The following is a 25,096-nucleotide window of genomic DNA, read 5'->3' as shown; positions in this document are numbered from 1 at the left end:
CTCGTCTTGGTCTTGCGTGGCATACATGCTCCTTGGTGACATGTTATGCCCTAAACACAAAATCTCTGACAGGCCCGTCGCCCCATCCGGCGCGCCTTTTTTGCCTACTTTCTTGGCGAGACAAGAAAGTAGGTCGCCGCCCCGCAGGGGTGGTGAAACTGCCTTTGACTTTCAGCTTTTGACCTTGAAGTGGCAGTTAAGCAGTTGCAGCTGAAGTTGCAGTTGAAGCCCCCAACGGCCTACACAGCATCATCCATCCACGCCATCGCCTATCAGGCTCAAACCAGCCCTATCAAACCAGCCCCTGCCCCCAATGCCACCAGCACCAGCGGATGCACCTTCGTCTTCAGCATCAGCACGATGGTGACCACGGTCACCGCCACGGCGGTCCAGCGGTGATCCACGCTCGCGGCAAGGATCCAGCCGGTGGAAAACAGCAGCCCGATGGTCAGCGTGGCAAGGCCGCGCCGGATCAGGCCGGGCCACCTCGCTTGCGGCGAGCGGCCGGCGAAATACTCGAAGCCCAGCGCGATCACGCTGGACGGCCCGCAGATGCCGATCATGCCAACGATGGCGCCGGCCAGGCCCGCCACCTGCCAGCCAAACAAGGCAACGAACAAGATGTTCGGCCCAGGCGCGGCCTGCGAGATGGCGTACATGGCGGAGAACTGCGCGTCGCTCATCCAGGCGTTCGACTCCACCAGGAAGCGATGCATGTCAGGGATCGTGGTACTGGCCCCGCCGATGGCGAGGAACGACAGCGTCAGGAAATGCGTGAGCAAGCTGGAAAGCACGTTCGGTGAACTCATTGCCGTGGCTCCCCGGGCACACGTGACACGGGCGGCACGGGCGGCGTGGACGACGCCTCGATAGCCGCCGCCTGCGCGCGCGCCGCTAGCTGCTCACTGCGCCACTCCAGCACCAGGCCCATCGGCACCAGCACCGCCATCACCGGCACCAGCGGCCAGCGCAACAGCCCGATGGCGACAAACGCCGCACCGCCGATCATCAGCCCGCGCACGGTGCGCGGCTGGCTCTGTGCGAGCTTGAAGCCGGTCGACAGCACCAGCCCGGCCGACACCGCCGTCATGCCAGTGAGCATGCGCTGCACCGCCGCCACGTCGCGGTAATGCTCGTACAGCAGCATCAGCGCCAGCACGCCCACCATCGGCACCATCACCAGCCCCGCAAAGGCCGCCAGCGCGCCGCGCAGCCCGGCAAAGCGCAAGCCCAGCATCAGTGCGAGGTTGATCACGTTGGGGCCGGGCAGCACCTGCCCGAGGCTGAGCAGTTCGACAAAATCACGGTCGCCCAGCCAGCGGTTGCGCTCGACCACGGCGCGCCGCACGAAGGGCAGCACGCCGCCAAAACCGGACAGCCCCATGCGGGCAAATTCGATGAACAGGCGCCGCGGCGTGGGCGGGGGTGCTAGCGCTACCATCGGATCGTCGCCGGCGGGAGAGGGAGTAACTGGCATCGCTTGTAACGGGAGAGGCATGGCCGCCGGAGCGGTCCGGCATGCACGGGAAAGAAAAAGGCCCCGCGCATTGTCGCGCAGGGCCAGTTCGGGTGGACGCGGCTTAGTTGCCGCTCGCCGGCGGCACGATCCGTACCGGCTCGATGCTGGGCTCCTTGAGCTTGAGATCCAGCGCGCGGCCCTTGCGGGCGCGCTTGCCCACATAGGGCAGCAGCAACTGGCCGTAGAGCTTCTGCGAGCTCGGCTTGCCGCCGCGCCCGGCACCGGACACCACCAGCCCCGGGGCGCCGACGGCAATCGCCTGCTGCAGCGTCTCCTTGGGTTCCAGCTCCATCAGGATCACGCCGCGGCCGCCGGCCGAGAGCGACTTGATCTCGTCGAGCGCAACCAGCAGCATGCGGCCGTTGGCCGACAGGCAGGCCACGTGCGTGGCCTGCTCGCCAATCGGCGCGGGCAACAGCGGCGCATCGCCCTCGTCCAGCGTCAGGTAGGCGCGGCCGCCCTTCTGCCGGCTGACCATGTCGCCGACCTTGGTCTGGAAGCCATTGCCGCCGCGCGTGGCAATCAGCAGGCGCTGGTCGACGCTGCCGGCAAAGGTGTGGGCGATCTGGCTGCCGGGCTGCAGCTCGATCAGCGTGGTCACGGGCACACCATCGCCACGCCCGCCCGGCAAGCCGGCCACCGGCACCGTATAGGCGCGGCCATTGGTGCCGAAGACCAGCATCACGTCCACGCTGCGGCACTCGAAGGTGCCATAGAGCGCATCGCCCGCCTTGAAGGTGAACTGCTGCGCGTCATGGCCGTGGCCCTGGCGCGTGCGCACCCAGCCCTTTTGCGAGACCACCACGGTGACGGGTTCGTCGACCACGCGCACCTCGGCGTTGGCGCGGCGCTCTTCCTGGATCAGCGTGCGGCGCGGATCCTTGTCTTCCGGGCTGTATTGCTTGGCGTCGGTCTCGATTTCCTTGATGATGCGCCGGCGCATCATGGTCTCGGACTTGAGCAGCACATCCAGCTCGGCCTGCTCGTCACGCAGGCTCTTCAACTCCTGCTCGATGCGCAGCGCTTCCAGCCTGGCCAATTGGCGCAGGCGGATTTCCAGGATGTCCTCGGCCTGGCGGTCCGACAGGCCGAAGGCCTGCATCAGCGCCGGCTTGGGCTCATCGCTCTCGCGGATGATGCGGATCACCTCGTCGATATTGAGCAGCACCAGCATCCGGCCTTCGAGGATGTGGATGCGGTCTTCGACCTTGCCCAGGCGATGGCGCGTGCGGCGGGTGACGGTGGCGAAGCGAAACGCGATCCACTCGCGCAGGATGTCGGCCAGGCCCTTCTGGCGCGGGCGGCCATCGGTGCCGATCATCACCAGGTTGATCGAGGCGCCTGACTCCAGGCTGGTGTGCGCCAGCAGCGTCTGGATGAACTCCTGCTGCTCGATGTTCTTGCTCTTGGGCTCGAACACCAGCCGCACCGGCGCGTTCTTGCCGGACTCGTCGCGCACCGCGTCGAGCACCGCCAGCATGCCTTGCTTGAGCTGCAACTGCTCGGGCGTCAGCGACTTCTTGCCCGCGCGAACCTTCGGGTTGGTGATTTCCTCGATCTCTTCGAGCACCTTCTGCGACGAGGTGCTCGGCGGCAGCTCGGTCACCACCAGTTGCCACTGGCCGCGCGCCATTTCCTCGATGATCCAGCGCGCGCGCACCTTCAGGCTGCCGCGGCCGTTCTCGTAGATCTGCGCAATGTCGGCCGCTGGCGAAATGATCTGGCCGCCGCCCGGATAGTCCGGACCCGGCATCAGCGCCAGCAGCTCGGCCAGCGTGATGTTGGGGTTGCGGATCATCGCCACGGTGGCTGCCGCCACTTCGCGCAGGTTGTGCGGCGGCACCTCGGTGGCCATGCCCACGGCAATGCCCGATGCGCCGTTGAGCAGCACAAAGGGCAGGCGCGCCGGCATCAGCCTGGGCTCTTCCATCGAGCCATCGTAGTTGGGGATGAAGTCCACCGTGCCCTGGTCGATCTCGTCGAGCAGCAGGCGCGCGATCGGCGTGAGCCGGGCTTCGGTGTAGCGCATGGCCGCTGCGCCGTCACCGTCGCGCGAGCCGAAGTTGCCCTGGCCGTCGATCAGCGGGTAGCGCAGCGAGAAGTCCTGCGCCAGGCGCACCAGCGCGTCATAGGCGGACTGGTCGCCGTGCGGGTGGAATTTACCCAGCACGTCGCCCACCACGCGCGCCGACTTGACCGGCTTGGCGTCGGAGCGCAGCCCCATCTCGTGCATGGCGTACAGGATGCGGCGCTGCACCGGCTTCTGGCCATCGGCCACTTCCGGCAGCGCGCGGCCTTTGACCACGCTGATGGCGTAGTCGAGATAGGCGCGCTCGGCATAGTGCGCCAGGGTCAGCGAGTCCGCTCCGTTGTCGGGCGAACCTGGGTCAAGCGGAATGTCTTGTTGTTCCATGGATTGGCAAGAAGACGGCGCACCGCATCGTTGGCCGGTGCGCCGGTTGCATGTTGTTCGTTATGCGGTTCGTCGTATGGTTCGGGACGGGATCAGGGCATGTTGCGGCGGCCGCCGATCACCATCTTGACGCGATTGACTCCCGCCCCGCCCAACCCGGCGGGCGCGCCGCCCGGACGGTAGAAGCGATAGAACTGCAGCACCGTGCTGACATATTGCTGGGTCTCGGGGAAAGGCGGAATCTTGTTGTTGTAGCGCTGCACCGCGCCCTCACCCGCGTTGTACGCGGCCAGCACCAGCTCGAGGTCGTTGGGGAACAGCCCCATCAGCCAGCGCAGATAGCGCACGCCGGCCGAGATATTGGTGCGCGGGTCGGCCAGTTTCTGCTCGACCGTGCGCCGGGCATCGGCGCTCACGCCAAAGCGCGCGCCGGTGTCGGGAATCACCTGCATCAGCCCGATCGCGCCCTTGGGCGAGACCGCGCCTGCGTTGAAGCCGGACTCTACCGCCATGACTGCCTTGACCAGCGCCGGGTCGACATTCTGCGCCGCCGCGATCTGGCGGATCATGGGCTCGACCGTGGCGATATTGGGATGGTTGACGACATAGCGGTAAAGCTTGTGCGTCTCCAGGTCGATCTGGCTGCCGGCACCGGCTCCGGCTCCGGCTCCGGCACGGTACGGCAGCGGGCTCTTGAGCTCGCCGCCGTTCTTCATGAACAGCGTGTAGCGCTCGTCCAGCTTCTCGTCGGAGAAATGCGCCACGCCGTCGTCGTCGATATAGCCATACAACGCAGCGTGGGCCGCCGGCATGAAGCCCAGACCGGCCAAGCCGGCCAGCAGCATGCCGGCGGCAATCCATTGCCGTGCACGGGTGCTGCCAGGTCTGGTCTTAGCCATCGGGACTCCTTGCGTCATGCGTGTATCGAACGGTTCGATTCGTGCCGCCTAGATATCGGCGATCACCTCGTTGCCGCGCTCCTCGAGCCAGGTGCGCCGCTGCGCGGCCTCGCCCTTGCCCATCAGCATATTCATCACGCCCACAGTCTGCGGCAGGTCGAAATGGCCGAGCGCCACCGGCAACAGGCGGCGCGTATCGGGATTCATGGTGGTTTCCCACAGCTGCTCGGCGTTCATCTCGCCCAGGCCCTTGAAGCGCGAGATCTGCCAGCCGCCTTCCTTGATGCCATCCTTCATCAGCTTGTCCTGGATGGCCACCAGTTCGCCGTCGTCCAGCGCATAGAGCTTCTGGGCCGGCTTCTTGCCGCGTGCCGGCGCATCCACCCGGTAAAGCGGCGGGCGGGCCACGCACACGTTGCCGTTGTCGATCAGCCTGGGGAAATGCTTGAAGAACAAGGTCAGTAATAGCACCTGGATGTGCGCACCGTCCACGTCAGCGTCGGACAAGATACAGATCTTTCCGTAGCGCAGGTTGGACAGGTCGGGCTCATCGTTGGGGCCGTGCGGGTCCACGCCGATCGCCACCGCGATGTCGTGCACCTCGTTATTGGCGAACAGGCGGTCGCGCTCGGTCTCCCAGGTGTTGAGCACCTTGCCGCGCAACGGCAGGATGGCCTGGAACTCCTTGTCGCGCCCCATCTTGGCCGAGCCGCCGGCGGAGTCGCCCTCGACCAGGAAGAGTTCGTTGCGGGTGACGTCGGTGGATTCGCAGTCGGTCAGCTTGCCGGGCAGCACGGCCACGCCGGAACCCTTCTTCTTTTCCACCTTTTGCGCCGCGCGCGTGCGCGCCTGCGCCTGGCGGATCACCAGCTCGGCCAGCTTCTTGCCGTACTCGACGTGATGGTTGAGCCACAGCTCCAGCGCGGGGCGGCTGAAGGTGGACACCAGCTTCACCGCGTCGCGGCTGTTCAGGCGCTCCTTGATCTGGCCCTGGAACTGCGGGTCCAGCACCTTGGCGGACAGTACGAACGAGGCACGGGCGAACACGTCTTCGCTCATCAGCTTCACGCCCTTGGGCTGCAGCGCGTGCATCTCGATAAAGCTCTTGACCGCCTGGAACAGGCCTTCGCGCAGGCCGGACTCGTGCGTGCCGCCAGCCGGCGTGGGGATCAGGTTGACGTAGGACTCGCGCACCGGCGCGCCATCCTCGGTCCACGCCACCACCCAGGAAGCGCCCTCGCCCTCGGCGAAGCCATCTTCCGCCGGGTTGGCGTCCGGGTCGGCGAAATGCTCGCCTTCGAACATCGGCACCACCAGCTCGGCGCCGCTGCCTTGCGCCAGCGCTTCCACCAGGTAGCCCTTGAGGCCCTGCTCGTACTGCCAGGTCTGGCGCTCGCCATTTTTCTCCTGCAGCAGCGTGACCTTGACGCCCGGCAGCAGCACCGCCTTGCTGCGCAGCAGGCGCTGCAGCTCGGCCATCGGGATCGCGGCCGAATCGAAATATTTCGCATCGGGCCAGACCTGCACCCGCGTGCCGCTCTTCTTCTCGCCGCGCTCGAGCTTGCGCGTGGCCAGCGGCACGGTGACGTCACCGCCGGAGAAGGTCAGCGTGGAGCAGTTGCTGTCACGCCATACGGTCACGTCGAGACGCGTCGACAGCGCATTGGTGACGGAGACGCCCACGCCGTGCAGCCCGCCCGAGAAGGCATAGGCACCGCCCTTGCCCTTGTCGAACTTGCCGCCCGCGTGCAGGCGCGTGAATACGATTTCCACCACCGGGACCTGCTCTTCGGGATGGATGCCGACCGGGATGCCGCGGCCATCGTCCTCGACGCTGATGCTGCCGTCGCGGTGCAGGGTGACCATGATCTCGGAACCGTGGCCGCCCAGGGCCTCGTCGGAGGCATTGTCGATCACCTCCTGCACGATGTGCAGGGGATTGTCGGTACGGGTGTACATGCCGGGTCGTTGCTTGACCGGCTCCAGGCCCTTCAGGACCCGGATGGAGGATTCGCTGTACTGACTGATTTTGCTCGCCATGGAGTCGCTTGCTTAGTGGGATTCTCGGCCAGCCTTGGCGGGGGCGCGGTTGCCGCACGCCAGCCAGGGGGGCCGGGCAGCCTGCATTGTAATGGAAGCGGGTAGCCGTCTTGATGCCAATCGTCACCAGCAACTGCCGTGCGCGATCCGGCACATCCGGTGTCGCGAGCGGCGCCGGAGTGACGTCCGACGTCCTCCCGGGATGCGGGGTACACTCGCTCGCACCGGCGTGGCCAAGGCGGCTCCAGACCGCGCCGACAAAACTAAAACAGCACTACGCACATCCAGCCAGGATGCAGGACGCCATGCAGAACACGATTCCACCCACACCAAGAAAACCACTCTCCCTCACAACCGTATTGATTTGCGGTGGCCTGCTCGTCACCTTGTCGATGGGCATCCGGCACGGCTTCGGTCTGTTCAACCTGCCGATCACGCAGACCCACGGCTGGAGCCGCGAGACCTTTGCCTTCGCGCTGGCGCTGCAAAACCTGATGTGGGGCGTGACCCAGCCGTTCACGGGCGCGCTGGCCGACAAGTTCGGCGGCTTCCGCATCATGCTGGCCGGCATTGCGCTGTACGTGGCGGGCCTGGTCGTGATGGCCATGGCCACCTCCGGCACCGCCTTCGCCTCTGGCGCCGGCATCCTGATCGGCATTGCGCAGTCCGGCACCACCTACAGCGTGGTGTACGGCGTGATTGGCCGCGTGGCCAGCCCCGAGAAGCGCGTGTGGGCCATGGGCATCGCGGCGGCCGCGGGCTCGTTCGGGCAGTTCCTGATGATCCCGGTGGAGCAGACGCTGATCTCGACTGCCGGCTGGCAGAACGCGTTGTTCATCCTGGCGGTGCTGGCTTGCCTGATGCTGCCGCTGGCCTTCAGCCTGCGCGAGCCGCAGGGCGCGACGCACACGCCCGGCTTCCAGCAGACCATCGGCCAGGCCGTGCGCGAAGCGTTCGGCAACCGCAACTTCCAGTTGCTCACGCTGGGCTACTTCGTCTGCGGCTTCCAGGTGGTGTTCATCGGCGTGCATCTGGCGCCCTATCTCAAGGACCGGGGCCTGACCGACCCGAAGATCGCGACCGTGGCACTGGCGCTGATCGGGCTGTTCAATGTGTTCGGGACCTATAGCGCCGGCGCGCTGGGGCAGCGTGTGCCCAAGCGCTCCTTGCTTTCGCTGATCTACATCACCCGGTCCGTGGTGATTGCCGGCTACCTGCTGCTGCCGCTCACGGCCACCAGCACCTGGGTGTTCGCCGCGATGATGGGTTTCCTGTGGCTGTCCACGGTGCCGCTGACCAACGGCATCATCGCGCAGGTGTTTGGCGTGCAGTACCTGTCGATGCTGTCTGGCGTGGTGTTTTTCTCGCACCAGATCGGCAGCTTCCTCGGTGCGTGGCTGGGTGGCTTCCTGTATGACCGCACCGGCACCTACAACACGGTCTGGATGATCGCGATCGGGCTGGGCGTAGTAGCCGCCCTGGTCAACCTGCCGATCCGCGAGCACGCGATCGCGCGGCCACAAGGGGCCGCGGCATGATCACGGCACGCCCCGCCGGCCTTGCGCTTCGGGCAGCAGGCTTCACGGCGCTGGCCGGGGTGCTGGCGCTGGCCTTCATGGCCTACCTGCGGCCGGCTTTCATGGTGGACCTGACGAACATGGTGCTCGCCTGGTGCGGGTGAGGGTGCGCGAAAGCCGTCGGCAATGACGACGGCTGCGGCTCCCCGCCGGGGCACAGCCGCAGCGGCCTTACTGCGCCTCGGCCTTGGTCTTGGCTTCCAGCACTTCCCAGCGCTCCAGCGCCTCCAGCAACTCCAGGTCGATCTCATCGTGGCGGGCCGCCAGTTGCGCAGCCTTGCCCGCGTCGCTCACATACAGCGAGCCGTCCGCGAGCTGTGCGCCAACGGCCTTCTGCTCGTTTTCCAGCGAAGCGATACGCTCCGGCAGCGTGTCCAGTTCGCGCTGTTCCTTGTACGACAGCTTGACCAGGCGGTTGGCCGCACGGGTTTCGCGCGGCTTCGTGCTTTCCGCAGCGGCCTTGCCCTCGCCACCGCGCGCGTCCTGCATGGCCGCGCTGCGCGCCGACTGGACCTGCCAGTCAGAGTAGCCGCCCACGTACTCGCGCCAGCGCCCGTCGCCTTCGGCGGCGATGGTGGAAGTCACCACGTTGTCCAGGAAGGCCCGGTCGTGGGACACCAGGAACACGGTGCCGCTGTAGTCCTGCAGCAGTTCTTCAAGCAGTTCCAGCGTGTCGATGTCGAGGTCGTTGGTCGGCTCGTCCAGCACCAGTACATTGGCCGGGCGCGCGAACAGGCGCGCCAGCAGCAGGCGGTTGCGCTCGCCGCCGGACAACGACTTGACCGGCGAGCGCGCGCGTTCCGGCGCGAAGAGGAAATCGCTGAGGTAGCTCATGACGTGCTTGCGCTGGCCGTTGATCTCGACCCAGTCGCTGCCAGGGCTGATGGTATCGGCCAGCGAGCGCTCCAGGTCCAGCTGCGTGCGCATCTGGTCGAAATACGCCACCTGCATGTTGCTGCCGTTCTTGACCGTACCGGCATCCGGCGCCAGCTCGCCCAGGATCAGGCGCAGCAGCGTGGTCTTGCCCGCGCCGTTGGCGCCGATCAGGCCGACCTTGTCGCCGCGCATGATGGTGCCGGTGAAGTCGCGCACCACCATCTTGTTGCCAAAGGCTTTGCTGACATTCGTCAACTCGGAAACGATCTTGCCGGAGCGCTCGCCTTGCGACACTTCCAGCTTGACGTTGCCCTGCACGTCGCGGCGGGCCGCGCGGTCCGTTCGCATCGTCTCCAGGCGCTGGATACGCGCCACGCTACGCGTGCGGCGCGCTTCCACGCCCTTGCGGATCCAGACTTCCTCCTGCGCCAGCAGCTTGTCGAACTTGGCCTGCTCGACCTGTTCGGCGGCCAGCAGCTCTGCCTTGCGCGCCTGATAGGCGGCGAAGTTGCCAGGAAAGGAAATCAGCCGGCCACGGTCGAGTTCGATGATGCGGGTGGCCACCCGGTCCAGGAAGGCGCGATCGTGGGTGATCAGCAGCACGCTGCCGCGGAAGGCCAGCAGCAGGTCTTCCAGCCAGCGGATCGCTTCCACGTCCAGGTGGTTGGTCGGTTCGTCCAGCAGCAGGATGTCGGGTTCGGCCACCAGGGCCTGTGCCAGCGCCACGCGCTTTTGCATGCCGCCAGATAGCGCATCCACGCGCACATCGGCGCTCAGGCTGAGTTGCGCCAGCGTGGTTTCGACCCGCGTGCGCAAACCCCAGGCACCGGCGGCGTCGACTTCCGACTGCAGGCGGTGCAGCTCGGCCAGCGAATCCTCGTCATGGTTGTCGTCCAGCCCCGCCAGCGCCGCTTCATAGGCAACCAGCAGGTCGTGGATCTTGCCCAGGCCCTGCGACACGGCGTCGAACACGGTCACACCCGCCTCGAACTGCGGCTCTTGCGGCACATAAGCCGAGGTCACGCCGCTCTGGCGCGCGATCAGGCCATCGTCCGGCGCGGACAGGCCGGCCACGATCTTGAGCAGCGACGACTTGCCGGTGCCGTTGCGGCCAATCAGGCCGACGCGCTCGCCGGCTTCCAGGGAGAAGTCGGCATGGTCGAGCAAGGCCACATGCCCGAAGGCAAGCTGGGCGTCGGAAATTGAAAACAGGGCCATGGGAGCAATACGAAAGGAGACAGCGAAAAGGAGGCACCGAAAAGGGGCAGTTCAAGGGGGCAGTTCAAGCGCCTTGAACCCGCGGCCGCGCGCCGGCGTCGAACAGCCACCGGGCGGCGGGGTGCCAGGTAGCCGGCATTGTAGACCACCGGCGCCCGCCCTCGCCGCAGGCGGCGCAAACCCCTGGCCTGCGGCCGGCCAAAAAGAAGGGCCCGCGCTCGCGCGGGCCCAAGAGTCTCTCCTCGGTGCCCTGCTCGCAAGGCACGGAAAGGAGCATAGCAAGCGCCCCGGACTGGCTCTAGTCGTACAAGTCCGTAAGGGAAAGTCCCGTCAACGCCCCTTGCTGCGCGCCTCTTGCACGTCTGCCTCGCGCCTGTTGCGCGCCGCGCAACACCCCCCGCCGTGACGATTGCCGGGCCGCTTTCCCCCGTGGAACAATGGCCGGCGGCCGGCAGGCCGCAGCACAACGGCAGCAATACAAGAACCGGTCCGAACCGGTGAGAGGCGACCCAACGCCAATTCCGCTTGATGCCTTCTTCTTTGTACGGGGAATTCCATGATCCATCCGTGTGCGCAGCGCTTTGCGCCGCTGCTTGTGCTATCGACCCTGCTTTCGCTTTCGCTCGCCACCGGCGCCATGCCCGCCGCCGCGCAGTCCGGCGGCACGCCGGTGCTGCAGCGCATCGAACAGACCGGCGTGCTGCGTATCGCCCACCGCGAGAGCTCGGTGCCGTTCTCCTTCGTGGCCGACGGCAAGCCCTACGGCTATGCCATCGACCTGTGCCTGCGGGTGGCCGACGCGCTGCGCGGCGCACTCCGGCTGCCCGGCCTCAAAGTGGAATTCGTTCCTGTCACGCCGGCCAGCCGCATCGCCACCATCGTCGACGGCAAGGCCGATCTCGAATGCGGCTCCACCACCAACAACCGCGAGCGGCGCGAGCAGGTTGCTTTCACCATTCCGCACTACATCGCCGGCAGCCGCATGCTGGTCAAGGCCGACTCCGGCATCCGCAAGCTGGGCGACCTGCGCGGCAAGACAGTCGTCTCCACGGTGGGCACCACGTCGCTCGCGGTGGTGCGCCAGATCAACGGCTCGGGCGCCATGCAGATCCACGTGGTGCAAGCCAAGGACCACGCCGAGGCCTTCGCCATGGTCGAGCAAGGCAAGGCCGACGCCTTCGTGATGGACGACGTGCTGCTCTACGGCCTGCGCGCCAATGCGCGCGACCCGGCCCGCTACACCGTCACCGACGAACTGCTGACGATCGAGCCCTACGCCATCATGCTGTCGAAACAGGACGCCGAGTTCAAGCGGCTGGTGGACAAGGCCCTGATCGCCTCCATCTATTCGCTCGATACCCAGAAGCTCTACAAGAAATGGTTCCAGTCGCCGATCCCGCCCCATGGGGTCAACCTCGACATCCCGATGAGCTACCTGCTGCGCGATTCCTTCAAGTTCCCTAGCGACAAGGTCGCCGACTGAGCGCGCGTCCCGGGTGGCGCAACTCGTGCGAAGATGGCGGCCCAGCCGCTTTTTACGCACGCGTTGCGTCGAGTGCCGCCCCGTGTCCTGCCCCGTGTCGTGCCCCATGCCCAGCCCTATATCCACCACGCCCCTGAAGCTGACCGATCTCTCCGTCTCCGCCCTGGTCGCCGGGCTGATCGCCATGCTGACCGGCTACACCAGTTCGCTGGTGCTGATGATCCAGGCCGGCCAGGCCGCCCACTTGTCGGACGCGCAAGTCGCCTCGTGGATCTGGGCGTTGTCCATCGGCATGGGCGTGACTACCATCGGGCTGTCCCTGCTGACGCGCGCGCCCATCGTCGTTGCCTGGTCCACCCCTGGCGCCGCCCTGCTGATCGCCAGCCTTCCCGGCGTGCCCTACGCGCAGGCCATCGGCGCCTTCGTCATGGCGGCGGTGCTGATGGCCGCCGCCGGCATGACCGGCTGGTTCGACAAACTGATGCGCGCGCTGCCGGCCAGCATTGCCTCAGCGCTGCTGGCCGGCATCCTGTTCCGCATCAGCGTCGACGTGTTCGTGCAAGCCCAGCATCAGACCCTGCTGCTGCTGGTGATGTTCGCGCTGTACCTGCTGGGCAAGCGCTTCTGGCCACGCTATGCAGTGCCGGGCGTGCTGCTGGCGGGCGTGGCGCTGGCCGGCGCGCTTGGCCAGCTGCATTTCGAATCGTTCCATTTCGCGCTGGCCAAGCCGGTGTGGACCACGCCAGCGTTCTCGCTGCAAGCCTTCGTCAGCATCGCGGTACCGCTGTTCATCGTGGCGCTTGCATCACAGAATATTCCCGGGCTGGCAGTGCTGCGCGCCGACGGCTATCACGTACAGGCCTCGCCGCTGATCACCGTCACCGGCATCGCCTCCGCCCTGCTCGCCCCGTTTGGCTCGCACGGCATCAACCTGGCGGCCATTACCGCGGCCATCTGCACCGGCGCGCAAGCGGATCCCGACCGCAACCGGCGCTATACGGCAGCGGTGGTTTGCGGCATTGGTTATCTGGTTGCGGGGGTGCTGGCAGCCAGCATCGCCGCGCTGTTCGCGGCGTTCCCCAAAGCGCTGGTCGTGGCGGTGGCCGCGTTTGCCTTGCTCGGCTCGATCGCCAGCGGCCTGACCACGGCCATGCAAACACCGGCCGAGCGCGAATCTGCCCTGCTGACGTTCATGATCACCGCCTCAGGCATGACGCTGGCCGGCGTCGGGTCGGCCTTCTGGGGCGTGGTGGGCGGCATGCTGGCGCTGATGGTCCTGCGCCCACGCACCGCCGCCAAGGCCGGTTAGGCGCGCGCTTATAGCAGCAGGAAAGCGATATCCGCGGCGCCGATCCCGGAGACCGATGCGCCCTTGCGCCGCTGGAACAGGATGTGCTGCAGCACCCGGTCGCGATGCTCGGCAAACGTGGCGGGATCAAAGCGCAGCGCGGTGAGCGCATAGTGCTCGGCGAGCAGCTTGTAGACCCGGTGGCGCACCATCAGCATCTCGCTCTCGGCGCGCAGTCGGCTGATCTCGCCAGCGTTATCCTCCTCCAGCTGACGCATGCCGACCACCACGCGCGCGTGCATGCCACGGTAGCGATCCAGCTCGCCATGCGCCTTGCGCAACTCCTCGCGCAGCGCCCTCACCTCCTGCTGGAGCTTCAGGTTGTGCTGCACGCCTCGCTGTATGCGCGACGCCTCTTCCAGTGCCACATCCGCTGCGGCAATGGTGTTCTGCCAGAGTCCCTGACCCGTCGTCTGGCCATCCACCTGCGGCCACACGGTCTGAACCTCATCCTCGCCTTTCATGGCGCTCCCCCTGCGAACCTGACTCACCCGCCGCTGGCTTTATCACAACTGCCTGCTGGTCGGGGCTACCGCGACCACCCCACAACGATGCTCCGAACTACCGGCGCCTGAACAACGCGCTCTACCTCGATTGAAGATGGCATCCCGGCAAGGGACAACCACCCGAAAGGAGGGATCGTCAGACCGCAAAGCGGCCTCGACCATGCTTTGCACTGTACACCTGGCAAGGCCCGCCGGGCAGCCATGGGAAAATGTGGCCCCAGCGACAGCCAACGTGAAGGACCCAACAATGAATGCCTATGTACTACTGGCCCTCGCCATCGCGGCCGAAGTCATTGCCACCAGCAGCCTCAAGGCCGCCGAGAATTTCACGCGCCTGTGGCCAAGCGTGCTGGTCGTGGCCGGCTATGCCAGCGCCTTCGTCCTGCTGATGCAGGTCATGAAGACCGTGCCCGTAGGCATCGCCTACGCGATCTGGTGCGGCGCGGGGATCGTGCTCGTGACGCTGATCGCCAGCGTGCTGTATCGGCAAGTGCCGGATCTGGCGGCCTGGGTGGGGATCGGGCTGATTATTGCGGGGGTGGCGGTGATTCAGCTGTTTTCGAAGATGGGGACGCATTGAGACGTCCGCCGTGCGGCGGCAAGCCGCTGCATTTCAACTGGGGGAGCTTTTTTGATGGATCGCTGAGACCCGTGGGGTGGTCCCGCCGGCAGGAATCGAACCTGCATTTCACGCTTAGGAGGCGCGTGTTCTATCCATTGAACTACGGCGAGAGGATAGACACTCCCGGATCGGTGAATGCGCCTTGACGGCGCGGATCCCGGAGCAGGCCGGAGTATATCAAAATCCTCACCGCCCAAGAAACGCGCCACGCCCTCTTCAGCACTCGCCCTTCTTGGCGTGCCCCGGGGGACAGTGATAGCCCTTGTCTTTCTTGCCGTACCCGCCGTCGCCTCGCCCATCCCAGCGCTCGGGCACCAGCACCCAGCCACCGCTGGCCTGCACCCAGCGCGGCGCCTCGTACACGTAACCAGCACGCTCGCGCTCCCATTTGCCCTTTTTCCACTTGTGCTTATGGCCGCGATCGTCCCAATCCCAGTAGCCGGGAGCCCAGACGTAGCCGGGACGCGCGACCGGGACAGCTTCATAGACGGGGGCCGGCGGCGGAACGCCAATCGCCACATTGATTGACACCTGGGCCAGCGCCGCCGGCGCCACGCCCAACCCACCCGCTAAGCCTGCTACTGCCGCCGCGCACAACAGAATCTTTCGCATATTGTTCTCTCGCTCGCCTGTGTTGTTCAGGAGCGAGAATAGCCTGACCCGGAGCTTCAGGCTGTTAGCAAAGGTATCCATGGGTGACTTATGTCGCGCAAAGGAAACGCAGCGGCATGGCGAGGCGCTGTTAGCAGAACCTCCAGCCCCGCAAACGAGAAGCCCGCCAGGAAACTGGCGGGCTGGTTGCGGACGGTCCGGACCTTCCAGGTCAACGCCGGCGCTATCGCGGCAACAGTCGTTGCAAGCAGCGTTTCCCATGATTCCGCCCATGACGCGGACGTCCCTCCGGACCACCCGGAGAGCCGAAGGAAAGCTGGCAGTGACGCCGACTGCCGCGATATCAGCGGCTAGCAGCACTTAAAGCAAAGCGCCGAGGAAGGTCAGCGGGTATTCCAGGTCCGCCACCTTGCCGGGCAACCGTGTGCCCGACGGCTTCAGTATAGGCAGGCGGCCCGCGGATGCAACGTTGAATGCGGCAGGGGTAAATGCCAAAAAAGTGCGCAATGACACACAAGATCTCGCGCTTCCGCCGCATATCGGGCTCAAAAAGGAATTCCTATCGCAGTGCAACAAACTTACTTTTGTTTCTGCTATAATTCGCGCCGTGAGTTCGCACTGTGAGTTGTGCAACACGCCAGCCGGGTTCTTCCGGCAGGCGATACCGCCCCCGCTCTCAAGCTCTGCTCCCCGGTCCCGCCGACTGGCCTGCTTTATGTTGCCGTGCTGTTTGCTGCATCAAGGCCAAATGGTGATACCCGACAGAACGCATTTCTCACCGACGTCGCCTCGTCTCCGATCCTGTTGAATAGCTCTATAGAGCTGTTTGCCTGCCAGGGACTGCCGCCCGGCCTTGTGCCCGGTGTCACCCTGCCTGCCGCCGTACTGCCAGCTGTGTCTGTCGTAACGGCCTCACCGATTGGCGCCGAAGCCTTTTTAAGACTTTGCACTGCGCCCGCCCCTGTTCGCTAGTTCGGCATGGGGTGCCATGCATTTAAAGAAAATTACGACATGACCCAGCACGACATTCGTGCGGAGCAAGATTTTGCCTCCGCCGCCGACGCATCGATCGAAGCCGCAGCCATCGCCACCCCCGCTATCCAGGAACCGAGCCCGCTCGACAAGCTCGACGCCATCCTCAGCCCGGAAGCCGCCGTGGCGCCTGCCGCTGTTGCCATCAATGCCGAAAACGGCTTCGCCAAGCTCGGCCTCGAAGAAGCCATTCTTCGCGCCCTGGTTGAACTGAACTACACCACGCCGACCCCGGTGCAGGCACAAGCGATCCCCGCCTTCCTGGCTGGCCGCGACCTGCTGGTGTCGAGCCAGACCGGCTCGGGCAAGACCGGCGCCTTCATCCTGCCGGCGATCCAACGCATCAGCGAGAAGGCTTCGCCGAATCGCCCGCGTTCGGACGATCCGGTCAAGCGCATGAAGGGCAAGCGCCCCCGTCCGTCGCCGGCGCAACCCGCGCTGCTGGTGCTGACCCCGACCCGCGAACTGGCCCTGCAAGTTACCGAAGCCACCGCCAAGTACGGCCGCCACCTGCGCCGCATCGTCTGCGCCAGCATCCTGGGCGGCATGCCTTACCCGAAGCAGCTCGCCGCGCTGTCCAAGATGCCTGACATCCTGGTCGCTACCCCGGGCCGCCTGCTGGACCACGTTGAAGCCGGCCGTATCGACCTGTCCCAACTGGACATGCTGGTGTTCGACGAAGCCGACCGCATGCTCGACATGGGCTTCGCCGACGACATCGATGCCATCGTTGCCGCCACCCCGGCCACCCGCCAGACGCTGATGTTCTCGGCCACGCTGGACGGCCGCATCGCCCAGCTGGCTTCGCGTCAGCTGCGCGATCCGCAACGCATCGAAATCGCCGCGACCCGCGCCGACCAAAGCAATATCGAACAGCGCCTGCACTTCACCGACGACATGTCGCACAAGGAAAAGCTGCTGGACCACCTGCTGCGCGACACCACGCTCAAGCAAGCCATCGTCTTCACCGCGACCAAGCGCGATGCCGATTCGCTGGCCGAGCGCCTGTCGGACACCGGCTTCGCAGCCGGCGCGCTGCACGGCGACATGACCCAGGGCGCGCGCAACCGCACCCTGACCTCGCTGCGCCGCGGCAACCTGCGCATCCTGGTGGCAACCGATGTGGCCGCACGCGGCATCGACGTGCCCGATATCACCCACGTGGTCAACTTCGACCTGCCCAAGCAAGCGGAAGACTACGTCCACCGTATTGGCCGTACCGGCCGTGCCGGCCGCTCGGGCGTCGCCATCAACCTGGTGAACCACGGCGACATGTTCCAGTGGAAGCGCATCGAGCGCTTCACCAACAACCGTGTCGACGCATCGGTGATCGAAGGCCTGGAGCCGCGTCGCTCGCCGAAGCCGCGTTCGGGCTTCGCCGGCAAGCCGGGTGGCGACCGTGGCGGCTACCGTGGCAACAGCAATGGCGGCGGCTATCGCGGCGGTGAAAACCGCAGCTTTGGCGACCGCAAGTTCGGCGGCGGCGAAAGCCGCGGCTTCGGCAGCCGTGACGGCGCCCCGCGCCCCGCAGGCGATCGCCCGTTCGGCGACCGCGACGGCAACCGTGGCTTCGGCGACCGCAGCAGCCTGGGCAACCCCAATGGCAACAGCACCGGCTATCGTGGCCAGGGCGCAGCCGGCGGCCAGCGCAGCTTCAACAACGAAGGCGGCTACCGTGGCGGCGACAACCGCGGCTTCGGCAATCGTGACGGCGCGGCTCCCCGCAGCTTCGGCGACGGCAATCGTGGCGGCTTTGGCGGCGGTGCTGCCGGCAATGGCGGTAACGGTGGCTACCGTGGCGGCGAAGGCCGCAGCTTCGGCAACCGCGATGGCAACCGTGAAGGCGCGCCCCGCAGCTTCGGCAGCGGTCAGCGCAACGGCAACGGCAACACCGGTGGCCGCTCGCGTTTCGAGCGTTGATTCGCCAGGCTGAACAGGATCACCGCTTAGGCGGTGATCCCTCGCAAAGCTAAAGAAAAAGGCACCTTCGGGTGCCTTTTTCTTTAGCCTTCCTTGGCCGCCTCAACCAACGGCGCTCGCCACAGGCGGCCAGCGCCCCGCTACATCGAACAACTGCGAAAGCCGACGAACGCGAAATCGTCCTCGGGCAGCAGCGCCATGCGCGCGCGTGCATGACGCTGGCGCGCCGGGCTGGCGAAAGACGTGCTCCGTACCGCCTGGTGGCTGGCAAAACAGTGCACGTATTCCATATCGGCAGGGTCCGCCTCGAATCCCGCGTAGGGCTCGTACGGCGTCGCCGTCCACTCGCGCACCATGCCCCAGCGCAGGCCGCCCCGATCCTGGACCGCCGCCAGCTCCCATTCCGTTTCCGTCGGCAGGCGCCGGCCCGCCCAGGCGCACCAGGCTTGCGCCTCGAACAAGCTGACGTGACGTACCGCCTCGTCAGAGTTCAACGTACGCAAACTGCCGAAGCGCAAGGCCATCCAGGCCCGTGACTCAGGATGGCGGGCCCAGTAGCGTGGCGCCGAGCGATCCTGCATCATCAGCCACTGGCGACCCGCCGCCGACCACCACGACGCGCGCTCGTAGCCGCCGTCCTCTACGAAATCGAGGAACTGCGCGTTGCTGACCGGCGCGGCATCCATCTCGAAAGCGGGCACATAGGTAGGCTGCGCTGGCAACTCGTCGGGCAGCGCGAAGCCATCCGGCGCGGTCCAGCCCTGGATGAAACGCCCGCCGGGAAACTGCAAGGTGCCGCCGTGCGGCACCGATACCGACGGCAGGACGACCGCGGGCTCCACGGGGGCAACGCCCAGCGCCTGCAGCAGCGCGGCGATGGCCTCGCCCTGGCGATCCTCGTGAAACAGCGCGCGGCGCCAGGCGTAGAGCGTGACATCGCCATCGTCGGGTTGCGCCGCCAGCCGGCGCAGGACGGCATCGAGCACGTCGGCGGCGTAGCGCTTGACCACGGCCACGTCGGGCAGCGTGACCTCCCAGCGGGCATCGGGATCAATGCGATCGGGATCGAACCACTCGTCCGCGCCGGTCAGCAGCGACGGCACACTGGCCACCTGCAGCCAGGCGCCATCGCGCTCGAGCGTGCGCACGTCGCGCAGGCACCACCATTCGGCATGCCAGGCCACATGCCCGAGCGTCCACAGTGGCGGGTCGGCAAAATCCTGGCGAGGCACCGCCCAGCCGCGCCGGGTCTGGCCAAAAGCGGCCAGCCAGGCCAGGGTGCGGTTGCGCGCTTCCACCAGCGCCTGCGCCAGGCCTTCGCGCGGCAGCCGCCGGGCATCGGCCCAGACGGCCTTGCCGCCGTTGAAATGAAGGTCGGGAAGCATGGAAAAGCCGCTCATCGAACACCCTGCCGAAGAATCGGGTTGGCACCCGGTTGCGTGATCCGGCGAGCCGCGTGCGTCATGCGTCGCACCTTTCGCCGAAGAGATGCGGGCATTATGACACCAGCCCCACCTGCCCCCTCACAGGGTGCCCGGTGGCTTCAGGCCCGAGCGTGGAACACCGCAAACCATCCGCGCGGATCGCTCCACCAGAGCGGATCGACGAAACCCGCAGCTTCGAGCAAGGCAGCGAAGTCGTCCGGCCGGTATTTATACGAGTCCTCCGTATGAATCTGCTCGCCCGCGTGGAAGCCGCGGCTACCCTGCGCCCAGCGCACGGTGACCTCGCGCTCGGCTTGCAGGTGCATCTGGATGCGCGACCCCTCGCGGTCGAAGCTGGCCACATGGCGCCAGTCCTCCAGTTGGAAGTCGCTGCCCACGATGCGATTCAGGTTGCGCAGCACATTGCGATTGAAGGCGGCGGTCACGCCCAGCGGGTCATCGTAGGCGGCCACCAGCGCCTGCTCGTCCTTGAGCAGGTCCACGCCGATCAGCACACCATCCCCCCTGCCCGCCGCGGCCCGCAGCCGCTGCAGCAAGGCCTGCGCCTGGGCTGGTGCGAAATTGCCGATGCTCGATCCTGGATAAAAAAACAGACGGCGCCCGCTCCTGACCTCGGGCGGCAGATCGAGCGGCACGCACAGGTCGGCGCCCAGGCCAAGCATGGGAATCTGCGGATGCTGCTGCTGCAGGCAGAACAGCGTGCCGCGCAGGAACTCCACCGAGATATCCAGCGCCACGTATTGCGCCGGCTGCAGGCTGCCGAAGAGCCGGGCCGCTTTCTGGCAGTTACCCGCGCCAAGGTCGATCAGCACGCAGCCACTGCCGGCGCGCGCGGCCATGGCGGGAGCAAATGCCGAAAAGACCGAGGCCTCGGTGCGCGTGGGGTAGTACTCGGGCAGGTCGGTGATGGCCTCGAACAAGCGCGAGCCGAGCACGTCATAGAAGAACTTGGGGCTGATGCTGGCGGCGCCGGCCAGCAGGCCCCGCGTGATCTCGCCGCGCAGCGCGCCGCTGTCCTCGTGGTACTGCTGGATGAAGTCCAGCCGGGGCACCGGGTTGGGCTGTGCATGGCCGTTGCCGACGACGACGCTGCTGGCGGGGGAGCCGTTGGGTTTCAGGGCGGAGGTGCCGTTGTGATTGGCCTGGGCGTGATTGAGGCGTACGTTCAGTGGATTCAGCGGGGTCGGGACTGCCGGCATGACGTTTCCTTGATGGTCGATGGGCACTGCATAAAACCCCCAGGGGCCCGCACGTCACGGCATGCGCGGGAGTTGCAAGGGATCCGCCTCCGGTGACGTCTGGGGCGCATCAGCCGATGCAAGTCTTCTCAGGATAGCTGGCGAGCGCGGAGTGTGCTTACCGCATTGCACAAAACCCACAATGCAATGAAAACCAGAAAGTGCGCCTTGTTCAACAGCATTTTTGCCGCCGCGATGCCACCCCAATGCCGCCACGGCGCCCCCACAAAAAATACGCAGCATCGTTTATAATCCGCCTCAGCGTATCTGCTTCGGGCTCGCCCGGATTGGATCGCCCCTCAAAGGGGAGTAGCTCCGGGGCCATGCCCTTAGCACAATCGTCATTCCGGGACTGACAGTCTCCGGTTGTGCTGACCGCGCCAAGTACCATCGGCGGTCGAGCAAGACCTTTGCAACCTGGTTTCATGGTTTGCAAAGGCGCCCCCAAGCTCCCACACATCATGTCTCCAGGCCAAACCGGTGCGTATGCACGGCTCTTAGCTATTCGTTGTCCGAGGAGATTTCATGGAATGGTTTACCGATTTGTTCACGATGCAGTTCCTGACGGCACTGCTATCCATCGTCGTCATTGACCTGGTGCTGGCCGGCGACAATGCGATCGTGATCGCCCTGGCGGCGCGTAACCTGCCGCCCCACCTGCAGAAGAAGGCCATCATCTGGGGCACTGTCGGCGCGGTCGTGGTCCGTTCGGCCATGACGGTCGGCGTGGTGTGGCTGCTCAAGATCCCTGGCTTGCTGCTGATCGGCGGCGCGGCCCTGGTGTGGATCGCCTACAAGCTGCTGTCCGATGACGGCAACGGCGACGAACATGGCGCGGGCGCAACCACCCTGGTGGGCGCGATGAAGACAATCATCATCGCCGATGCGGTGATGGGCGTGGACAACGTGCTGGCTGTGGCCGGCGCTGCGCACGGCAGCTTCCTGCTGGTGGTGCTGGGCCTGCTCATCAGCATCCCCATCGTGGTGTGGGGCTCGAGCCTGGTGCTCAAGCTGATGTCGCGCTTCCCCTCGATCATCTTCGCGGGTGCCGGCGTGCTGGCCTTCACGGCAGTCAAGATGATCGTGAGCGAGCCGCTGGTGAAGGCGTTCTTCGACAGCAACGCACTGGCCTACTACGGCTTGTTCGTGGTGGTCGTCGGCGGCGTGCTGGGCGCTGGCTACCTGGTGCAAAAGCGCCGGGCTCCGGCTACGGCTGCGCAGTAACGCGCGACGGCGCCAGCGCCGCCGAGCTAGCTGGAACCTGAAAACGGGTCGCCACGGGTCGCCACAAGGCGGCCCGTTTTGCTTTGCGATAAAATGCTAACTCTTTAGCAAGTTGCTATCCGGTTAGCAGATTGCCTGCCATACGCGCACACCGCTGTCGCGTCACTTTTCCCCAACACCCGCGCCGATGAAACAGTACCTCGACTTCATGCGCCATGTGCAAGAGCATGGCACCGAAAAGGCCGACCGCACCGGCACCGGCACGCGCTCGGTGTTTGGCTACCAGATGCGCTTCGACCTGCGCGAGGGCTTCCCGGTGGTGACCACCAAGAAGCTGCACATGAAGTCGATCATTCACGAACTGCTGTGGTTCCTGAAGGGCTCGACCAACATCCAGTACCTGAAGGACAACGGCGTCAGCATCTGGGACGAATGGGCCGACGCGAACGGCGAGCTCGGGCCGGTCTATGGCTCGCAGTGGCGCGCGTGGCCCACGCCGGATGGCCGCCACATCGACCAGATCACCGACCTGATGGCGCAGATCCGCAGCAATCCCGATTCGCGCCGGCTGATCGTATCTGCCTGGAACGTGGGCGAGATCGCGCAGATGAAGCTGCCGCCCTGCCATGCATTTTTCCAGTTCTACGTGGCCGATGGCCGCCTGTCCTGCCAGCTGTACCAGCGCAGCGCCGACATCTTCCTTGGCGTGCCGTTCAATATCGCCAGCTATGCACTGCTGACGCACATGATCGCGCAGCAGACCGGGTTGGAGGTGGGCGACTTCATCTGGACCGGCGGCGACTGCCACATTTACAGCAACCATGCCGAGCAGGTGGCAACCCAGCTCGCGCGCACGCCGATGGCGTTGCCGCAACTGAAGATCCTGCGCAAGCCGGACAGCATCTTCGACTACAAATACGAGGACTTCGAACTGGTGGGCTACGAATCGCATCCGGCCATCAAGGCACCGGTGGCCGTATGACGCTGCTGACCCTGATCGTGGCGAAAGCCCGCAACGGCGTGATCGGCCGCGACAACACCCTGCCCTGGCGCCTGCCCGAGGACCTGGCGCACTTCAAGCGCACCACCATGGGCGCGCCCATCGTGATGGGCCGCAAGACGTGGGAGTCGATCGGCCGGCCGCTGCCGGGCCGGCGCAATATTGTGGTGAGCCGCAACCGCGACCTGCGCATCGAAGGCTGCGACGTGGCGAACTCGCTGGAAGAAGCGCAGCGGCTATGCGTGGGCGTTGAGCAGATCTTCCTGATCGGCGGCGCGCAGCTGTATGCCGAGGCCCTGCCCAGCGCGGACCGGCTGGTGGTGACGGAAATCGATGCGGATGTGGAAGGCGACGCGGTGTTTCCGGCCATTGACGCGCGGCAGTGGATCGCGACGCAGCGCGAGCGGCATCATTCGGAGGCGAATGGTTTCGACTATGCGTTCGTGACGTACGAGCGCCCGCCCTCGGGCGAGGAATAACGGTCGCCTCAAACGGTAAGTTTCAAGCGACGCTGACGTTTTACGCGCGGCGGCCTGTCTTCAGGCCGCCGCTGTCGTTTTAGAGGCCATTTCAAAAAGATTCTGGCGTCGTTGCGCGACCTTGCCGTACCGCTTGTACTGTCTGCGGCCGCGCGCCTAGCCAGAACCGCTTCGCTTCATTTTGAAACAGCCTCTTAGTTGCCGCCGGCGATGGTCATCTGCTCGATCAGGACCGAGCCGGTTTCCTTGGTGCCGCGCACCAGCGCATCGGCGCCAATGGCCACGATCTGCAGGAACATCTCCTTCATGTTGCCGGCGATGGTGATTTCTTCCACCGGGTACTGGATCACGCCGTTCTCGACCCAATAGCCCGACGCGCCGCGCGAGTAATCGCCCGTCACATAGTTCACGCCCTGCCCCATCAGCTCGGTCACCAGCAGGCCGGTGCCCAGCTTGCGCAGCATGCCGGCGAAGTCGTCTGCCGGCGTGGTCAGCTTGCTGGAGAGCGTCAGGTTGTGCGAGCCGCCGGCATTGCCGGTGGTCGTCATGCCCAGCTTGCGCGCCGAGTAGGTGGAGAGGAAATAGCCTTCTACCACCCCGCCGCGCACCACATCGCGCGCGTGGGTCTTCACGCCTTCTTCGTCAAAGGGTGCGCTGCCCATGGCGCCCGGCAGGTGGGGTTGCTCGTGGATATGGATATGTGGCGCAAACACCGCCTTGCCCAATGTGTCATAGAGGAAGGTCGACTTGCGGTACAGCGCGCCGCCGGACACGGCCTGCACGAAGGCGCCGAGCAGACCGGCGGCCAGAGGTGCCTCGAACAGCACCGGGCAGCGGCGCGTCGACAACTGGCGTGCATTCAGGCGGGCCAGCGAGCGCTCGGCGGCATAGCGGCCGATGTCCTCGGGCGCAGCCAGCGCGCCGGGTGCGCGCTTGGACGAGTACCAGTCGTCGCGCTGCATGCCGCTGCCGGTGCCGGCGATCGGCGCGCAGGAAATAAAGTGGCGGGAATACGGATAGCCGCCCGTGAAGCCGCGCGAAGTGGCCAGCACGAACTGCGAATGCTGGGCCGACACACTAGCGCCATCGCTGTTGCGAATGCGCGGCGAGACCGCGAAGGCGGCCGCCTCGGCGCGCCGCGCGAGCTCGATGGCTTGCTCGGCGTCGATATTCCAGGGGTGGAACAGGTCGAGGTCCAGCGGGTTGCGCTCGAGCAGCGCTTCTTCAGCCAGGCCGGCGCAATCGTCTTCCGCGGTGAAGCGAGCGATGTTGTAAGCCGCCTCGGCCGTGGCGCGCAGGGCCGCCGGCGAGAAATCCGAGGTGCTGGCGTTGCCGCGCCGCTGGCCGATCATGACCGTGACGCCCACTACCTTGTCGCGGTTTTGCTCGATGGTTTCCACCTGGCCCTTGCGCACCGACACCGACAGGCCGCTGCCCTCGGAGATCTCGGTAGCCGCGTCGGTGGCGCCCAGCTCGCGTGCCACCCGCAGCACATCGGCGGCCATCTCGCTGAGCTGGGCCTGGGTATAAGTGAAGTGGGTGGTCTGGTCTGCGGATTGATCCATTGTGGGCGCGGTCATCAAAAGTCCAAACAAGAATCATAGCAAGATAAAATGCCAACCATGACGCGAAACACCCGCCCCTC

Annotated in this window: 20 protein-coding genes and 1 tRNA gene; 9 read left to right on the top strand and 12 right to left on the bottom strand. The window is 65.9% G+C overall.

Features of this window, described 5'->3' with window-relative positions; translation table 11 throughout:
* Positions 1-278: 278 nt before the first annotated feature.
* From AC1RWI_RS32795 to AC1RWI_RS32775, 5 genes are all read right to left on the bottom strand, one after another.
* Entirely contained in the window at positions 279-809 is a 531-nt protein-coding gene (locus tag AC1RWI_RS32795; RefSeq protein WP_492870419.1) for a chromate transporter, read from the bottom strand.
* Positions 806-1,477 (bottom strand): chromate transporter, encoded by a 672-nt coding sequence (locus AC1RWI_RS32790; protein WP_492870418.1) that lies wholly within the window; start codon positions 1,475-1,477, stop codon positions 806-808. The genes AC1RWI_RS32795 and AC1RWI_RS32790 overlap by 4 nt, the downstream gene beginning before the upstream one ends.
* 103 nt (positions 1,478-1,580) lie before the next feature.
* Positions 1,581-3,932: a DNA topoisomerase IV subunit A gene (gene parC / locus AC1RWI_RS32785; protein WP_492870417.1), complete on the bottom strand. Its 2,352-nt coding sequence runs from the start codon at positions 3,930-3,932 to the stop codon at positions 1,581-1,583.
* Positions 3,933-4,024: 92 nt separating this feature from the next.
* Positions 4,025-4,831, bottom strand: a complete 807-nt coding sequence (locus AC1RWI_RS32780) for a lytic transglycosylase domain-containing protein (protein WP_492870416.1) — start codon at positions 4,829-4,831, stop codon at positions 4,025-4,027.
* 48 nt (positions 4,832-4,879) lie between these two features.
* A complete protein-coding gene (locus AC1RWI_RS32775) occupies positions 4,880-6,871 on the bottom strand; it encodes a DNA topoisomerase IV subunit B (RefSeq protein WP_492870415.1) in 1,992 nt (663 codons plus the stop codon).
* 305 nt (positions 6,872-7,176) lie between these two features.
* On the opposite strand from AC1RWI_RS32775, the gene AC1RWI_RS32770 reads away from it, so the two are divergent.
* Positions 7,177-8,409, top strand: coding sequence for an MFS transporter (locus AC1RWI_RS32770; RefSeq protein WP_043352133.1), 1,233 nt, complete (start codon positions 7,177-7,179; stop codon positions 8,407-8,409).
* On the top strand, positions 8,406-8,552 hold the full coding sequence (locus AC1RWI_RS32765; RefSeq protein ID WP_173430684.1) for a hypothetical protein: 147 nt from the start codon (positions 8,406-8,408) through the stop codon (positions 8,550-8,552). The genes AC1RWI_RS32770 and AC1RWI_RS32765 overlap by 4 nt, the downstream gene beginning before the upstream one ends.
* A gap of 67 nt (positions 8,553-8,619) precedes the next feature.
* Here the strand turns inward: AC1RWI_RS32765 and AC1RWI_RS32760 are convergent, their stop codons facing one another.
* Complete coding sequence (locus AC1RWI_RS32760) at positions 8,620-10,542, bottom strand: ATP-binding cassette domain-containing protein (protein ID WP_492870414.1); 1,923 nt, start codon at positions 10,540-10,542, stop codon at positions 8,620-8,622.
* Between the two features lie 556 nt (positions 10,543-11,098).
* On the opposite strand from AC1RWI_RS32760, the gene AC1RWI_RS32755 reads away from it, so the two are divergent.
* Both AC1RWI_RS32755 and AC1RWI_RS32750 read left to right on the top strand, forming a co-directional pair.
* A complete protein-coding gene (locus AC1RWI_RS32755) occupies positions 11,099-12,025 on the top strand; it encodes an amino acid ABC transporter substrate-binding protein (RefSeq protein ID WP_043348144.1) in 927 nt (308 codons plus the stop codon).
* A 106-nt stretch (positions 12,026-12,131) separates the two neighbouring features.
* Positions 12,132-13,334 (top strand): benzoate/H(+) symporter BenE family transporter, encoded by a 1,203-nt coding sequence (locus tag AC1RWI_RS32750; RefSeq protein ID WP_492870413.1) that lies wholly within the window; start codon positions 12,132-12,134, stop codon positions 13,332-13,334.
* A gap of 8 nt (positions 13,335-13,342) precedes the next feature.
* Here the strand turns inward: AC1RWI_RS32750 and AC1RWI_RS32745 are convergent, their stop codons facing one another.
* Positions 13,343-13,837 carry a hypothetical protein gene (locus AC1RWI_RS32745; protein WP_052494635.1) on the bottom strand — a complete coding sequence of 165 codons (495 nt, stop codon included), beginning with the start codon at positions 13,835-13,837 and terminating at the stop codon, positions 13,343-13,345.
* Positions 13,838-14,126: 289 nt separating this feature from the next.
* Between AC1RWI_RS32745 and AC1RWI_RS32740 the strand changes: the two genes are divergently transcribed.
* Entirely contained in the window at positions 14,127-14,459 is a 333-nt protein-coding gene (locus tag AC1RWI_RS32740; RefSeq protein WP_492870412.1) for a DMT family transporter, read from the top strand.
* A 77-nt stretch (positions 14,460-14,536) separates the two neighbouring features.
* Here AC1RWI_RS32740 and AC1RWI_RS32735 read toward each other — a convergent pair.
* Both AC1RWI_RS32735 and AC1RWI_RS32730 read right to left on the bottom strand, forming a co-directional pair.
* Positions 14,537-14,611 (bottom strand) — tRNA-Arg (locus tag AC1RWI_RS32735).
* Between the two features lie 106 nt (positions 14,612-14,717).
* A complete protein-coding gene (locus tag AC1RWI_RS32730; RefSeq protein WP_043348155.1) occupies positions 14,718-15,113 on the bottom strand; it encodes a YXWGXW repeat-containing protein in 396 nt (131 codons plus the stop codon).
* 1,011 nt (positions 15,114-16,124) lie between these two features.
* Here AC1RWI_RS32730 and AC1RWI_RS32725 point away from each other — a divergent pair.
* A complete protein-coding gene (locus tag AC1RWI_RS32725; RefSeq protein WP_492870411.1) occupies positions 16,125-18,065 on the top strand; it encodes a DEAD/DEAH box helicase in 1,941 nt (646 codons plus the stop codon).
* A gap of 140 nt (positions 18,066-18,205) precedes the next feature.
* Here the strand turns inward: AC1RWI_RS32725 and AC1RWI_RS32720 are convergent, their stop codons facing one another.
* Positions 18,206-19,465 (bottom strand): SUMF1/EgtB/PvdO family nonheme iron enzyme, encoded by a 1,260-nt coding sequence (locus AC1RWI_RS32720; RefSeq protein ID WP_492870410.1) that lies wholly within the window; start codon positions 19,463-19,465, stop codon positions 18,206-18,208.
* A 143-nt stretch (positions 19,466-19,608) separates the two neighbouring features.
* A complete protein-coding gene (gene egtD / locus AC1RWI_RS32715; protein ID WP_492870409.1) occupies positions 19,609-20,709 on the bottom strand; it encodes an L-histidine N(alpha)-methyltransferase in 1,101 nt (366 codons plus the stop codon).
* Between the two features lie 564 nt (positions 20,710-21,273).
* Between egtD and AC1RWI_RS32710 the strand changes: the two genes are divergently transcribed.
* From AC1RWI_RS32710 to AC1RWI_RS32700, 3 genes are all read left to right on the top strand, one after another.
* Entirely contained in the window at positions 21,274-21,972 is a 699-nt protein-coding gene (locus tag AC1RWI_RS32710) for a TerC family protein (RefSeq protein WP_043348172.1), read from the top strand.
* 187 nt (positions 21,973-22,159) lie between these two features.
* Positions 22,160-22,954 carry a thymidylate synthase gene (locus AC1RWI_RS32705; RefSeq protein WP_043348176.1) on the top strand — a complete coding sequence of 265 codons (795 nt, stop codon included), beginning with the start codon at positions 22,160-22,162 and terminating at the stop codon, positions 22,952-22,954.
* Positions 22,951-23,451, top strand: a complete 501-nt coding sequence (locus tag AC1RWI_RS32700) for a dihydrofolate reductase (RefSeq protein WP_043348180.1) — start codon at positions 22,951-22,953, stop codon at positions 23,449-23,451. Before AC1RWI_RS32705 ends, AC1RWI_RS32700 begins: the two co-directional genes overlap by 4 nt.
* Before the next feature lie 194 nt (positions 23,452-23,645).
* Here the strand turns inward: AC1RWI_RS32700 and pmbA are convergent, their stop codons facing one another.
* Entirely contained in the window at positions 23,646-25,016 is a 1,371-nt protein-coding gene (pmbA, locus tag AC1RWI_RS32695; protein ID WP_043348183.1) for a metalloprotease PmbA, read from the bottom strand.
* Between the last annotated feature and the right edge of the window lie 80 nt (positions 25,017-25,096).

The sequence above is a fragment of the Cupriavidus sp. MPR-AND1C genome (assembly GCF_058809705.1).
This window is presented reverse-complemented; position numbering and strand designations above follow the sequence as displayed.

Coding starts and splice junctions, on each gene's coding strand:
- AC1RWI_RS32770 (WP_043352133.1), top strand. CDS start 7,177: ATGCAGAACACGATTCCACCCACACCAAGAAAACCACTCTCCCTCACA.
- pmbA (WP_043348183.1), bottom strand. CDS start 25,016: ATGGATCAATCCGCAGACCAGACCACCCACTTCACTTATACCCAGGCC.
- AC1RWI_RS32700 (WP_043348180.1), top strand. CDS start 22,951: ATGACGCTGCTGACCCTGATCGTGGCGAAAGCCCGCAACGGCGTGATC.
- AC1RWI_RS32710 (WP_043348172.1), top strand. CDS start 21,274: ATGGAATGGTTTACCGATTTGTTCACGATGCAGTTCCTGACGGCACTG.
- AC1RWI_RS32790 (WP_492870418.1), bottom strand. CDS start 1,477: ATGCCAGTTACTCCCTCTCCCGCCGGCGACGATCCGATGGTAGCGCTA.
- AC1RWI_RS32760 (WP_492870414.1), bottom strand. CDS start 10,542: ATGGCCCTGTTTTCAATTTCCGACGCCCAGCTTGCCTTCGGGCATGTG.
- AC1RWI_RS32730 (WP_043348155.1), bottom strand. CDS start 15,113: ATGCGAAAGATTCTGTTGTGCGCGGCGGCAGTAGCAGGCTTAGCGGGT.
- AC1RWI_RS32720 (WP_492870410.1), bottom strand. CDS start 19,465: ATGAGCGGCTTTTCCATGCTTCCCGACCTTCATTTCAACGGCGGCAAG.
- AC1RWI_RS32705 (WP_043348176.1), top strand. CDS start 22,160: ATGAAACAGTACCTCGACTTCATGCGCCATGTGCAAGAGCATGGCACC.
- AC1RWI_RS32725 (WP_492870411.1), top strand. CDS start 16,125: ATGACCCAGCACGACATTCGTGCGGAGCAAGATTTTGCCTCCGCCGCC.
- parC (WP_492870417.1), bottom strand. CDS start 3,932: ATGGAACAACAAGACATTCCGCTTGACCCAGGTTCGCCCGACAACGGA.
- AC1RWI_RS32755 (WP_043348144.1), top strand. CDS start 11,099: ATGATCCATCCGTGTGCGCAGCGCTTTGCGCCGCTGCTTGTGCTATCG.
- AC1RWI_RS32780 (WP_492870416.1), bottom strand. CDS start 4,831: ATGGCTAAGACCAGACCTGGCAGCACCCGTGCACGGCAATGGATTGCC.
- AC1RWI_RS32745 (WP_052494635.1), bottom strand. CDS start 13,837: ATGAAAGGCGAGGATGAGGTTCAGACCGTGTGGCCGCAGGTGGATGGC.
- AC1RWI_RS32775 (WP_492870415.1), bottom strand. CDS start 6,871: ATGGCGAGCAAAATCAGTCAGTACAGCGAATCCTCCATCCGGGTCCTG.
- AC1RWI_RS32765 (WP_173430684.1), top strand. CDS start 8,406: ATGATCACGGCACGCCCCGCCGGCCTTGCGCTTCGGGCAGCAGGCTTC.
- AC1RWI_RS32740 (WP_492870412.1), top strand. CDS start 14,127: ATGAATGCCTATGTACTACTGGCCCTCGCCATCGCGGCCGAAGTCATT.
- AC1RWI_RS32795 (WP_492870419.1), bottom strand. CDS start 809: ATGAGTTCACCGAACGTGCTTTCCAGCTTGCTCACGCATTTCCTGACG.
- AC1RWI_RS32750 (WP_492870413.1), top strand. CDS start 12,132: ATGCCCAGCCCTATATCCACCACGCCCCTGAAGCTGACCGATCTCTCC.
- egtD (WP_492870409.1), bottom strand. CDS start 20,709: ATGCCGGCAGTCCCGACCCCGCTGAATCCACTGAACGTACGCCTCAAT.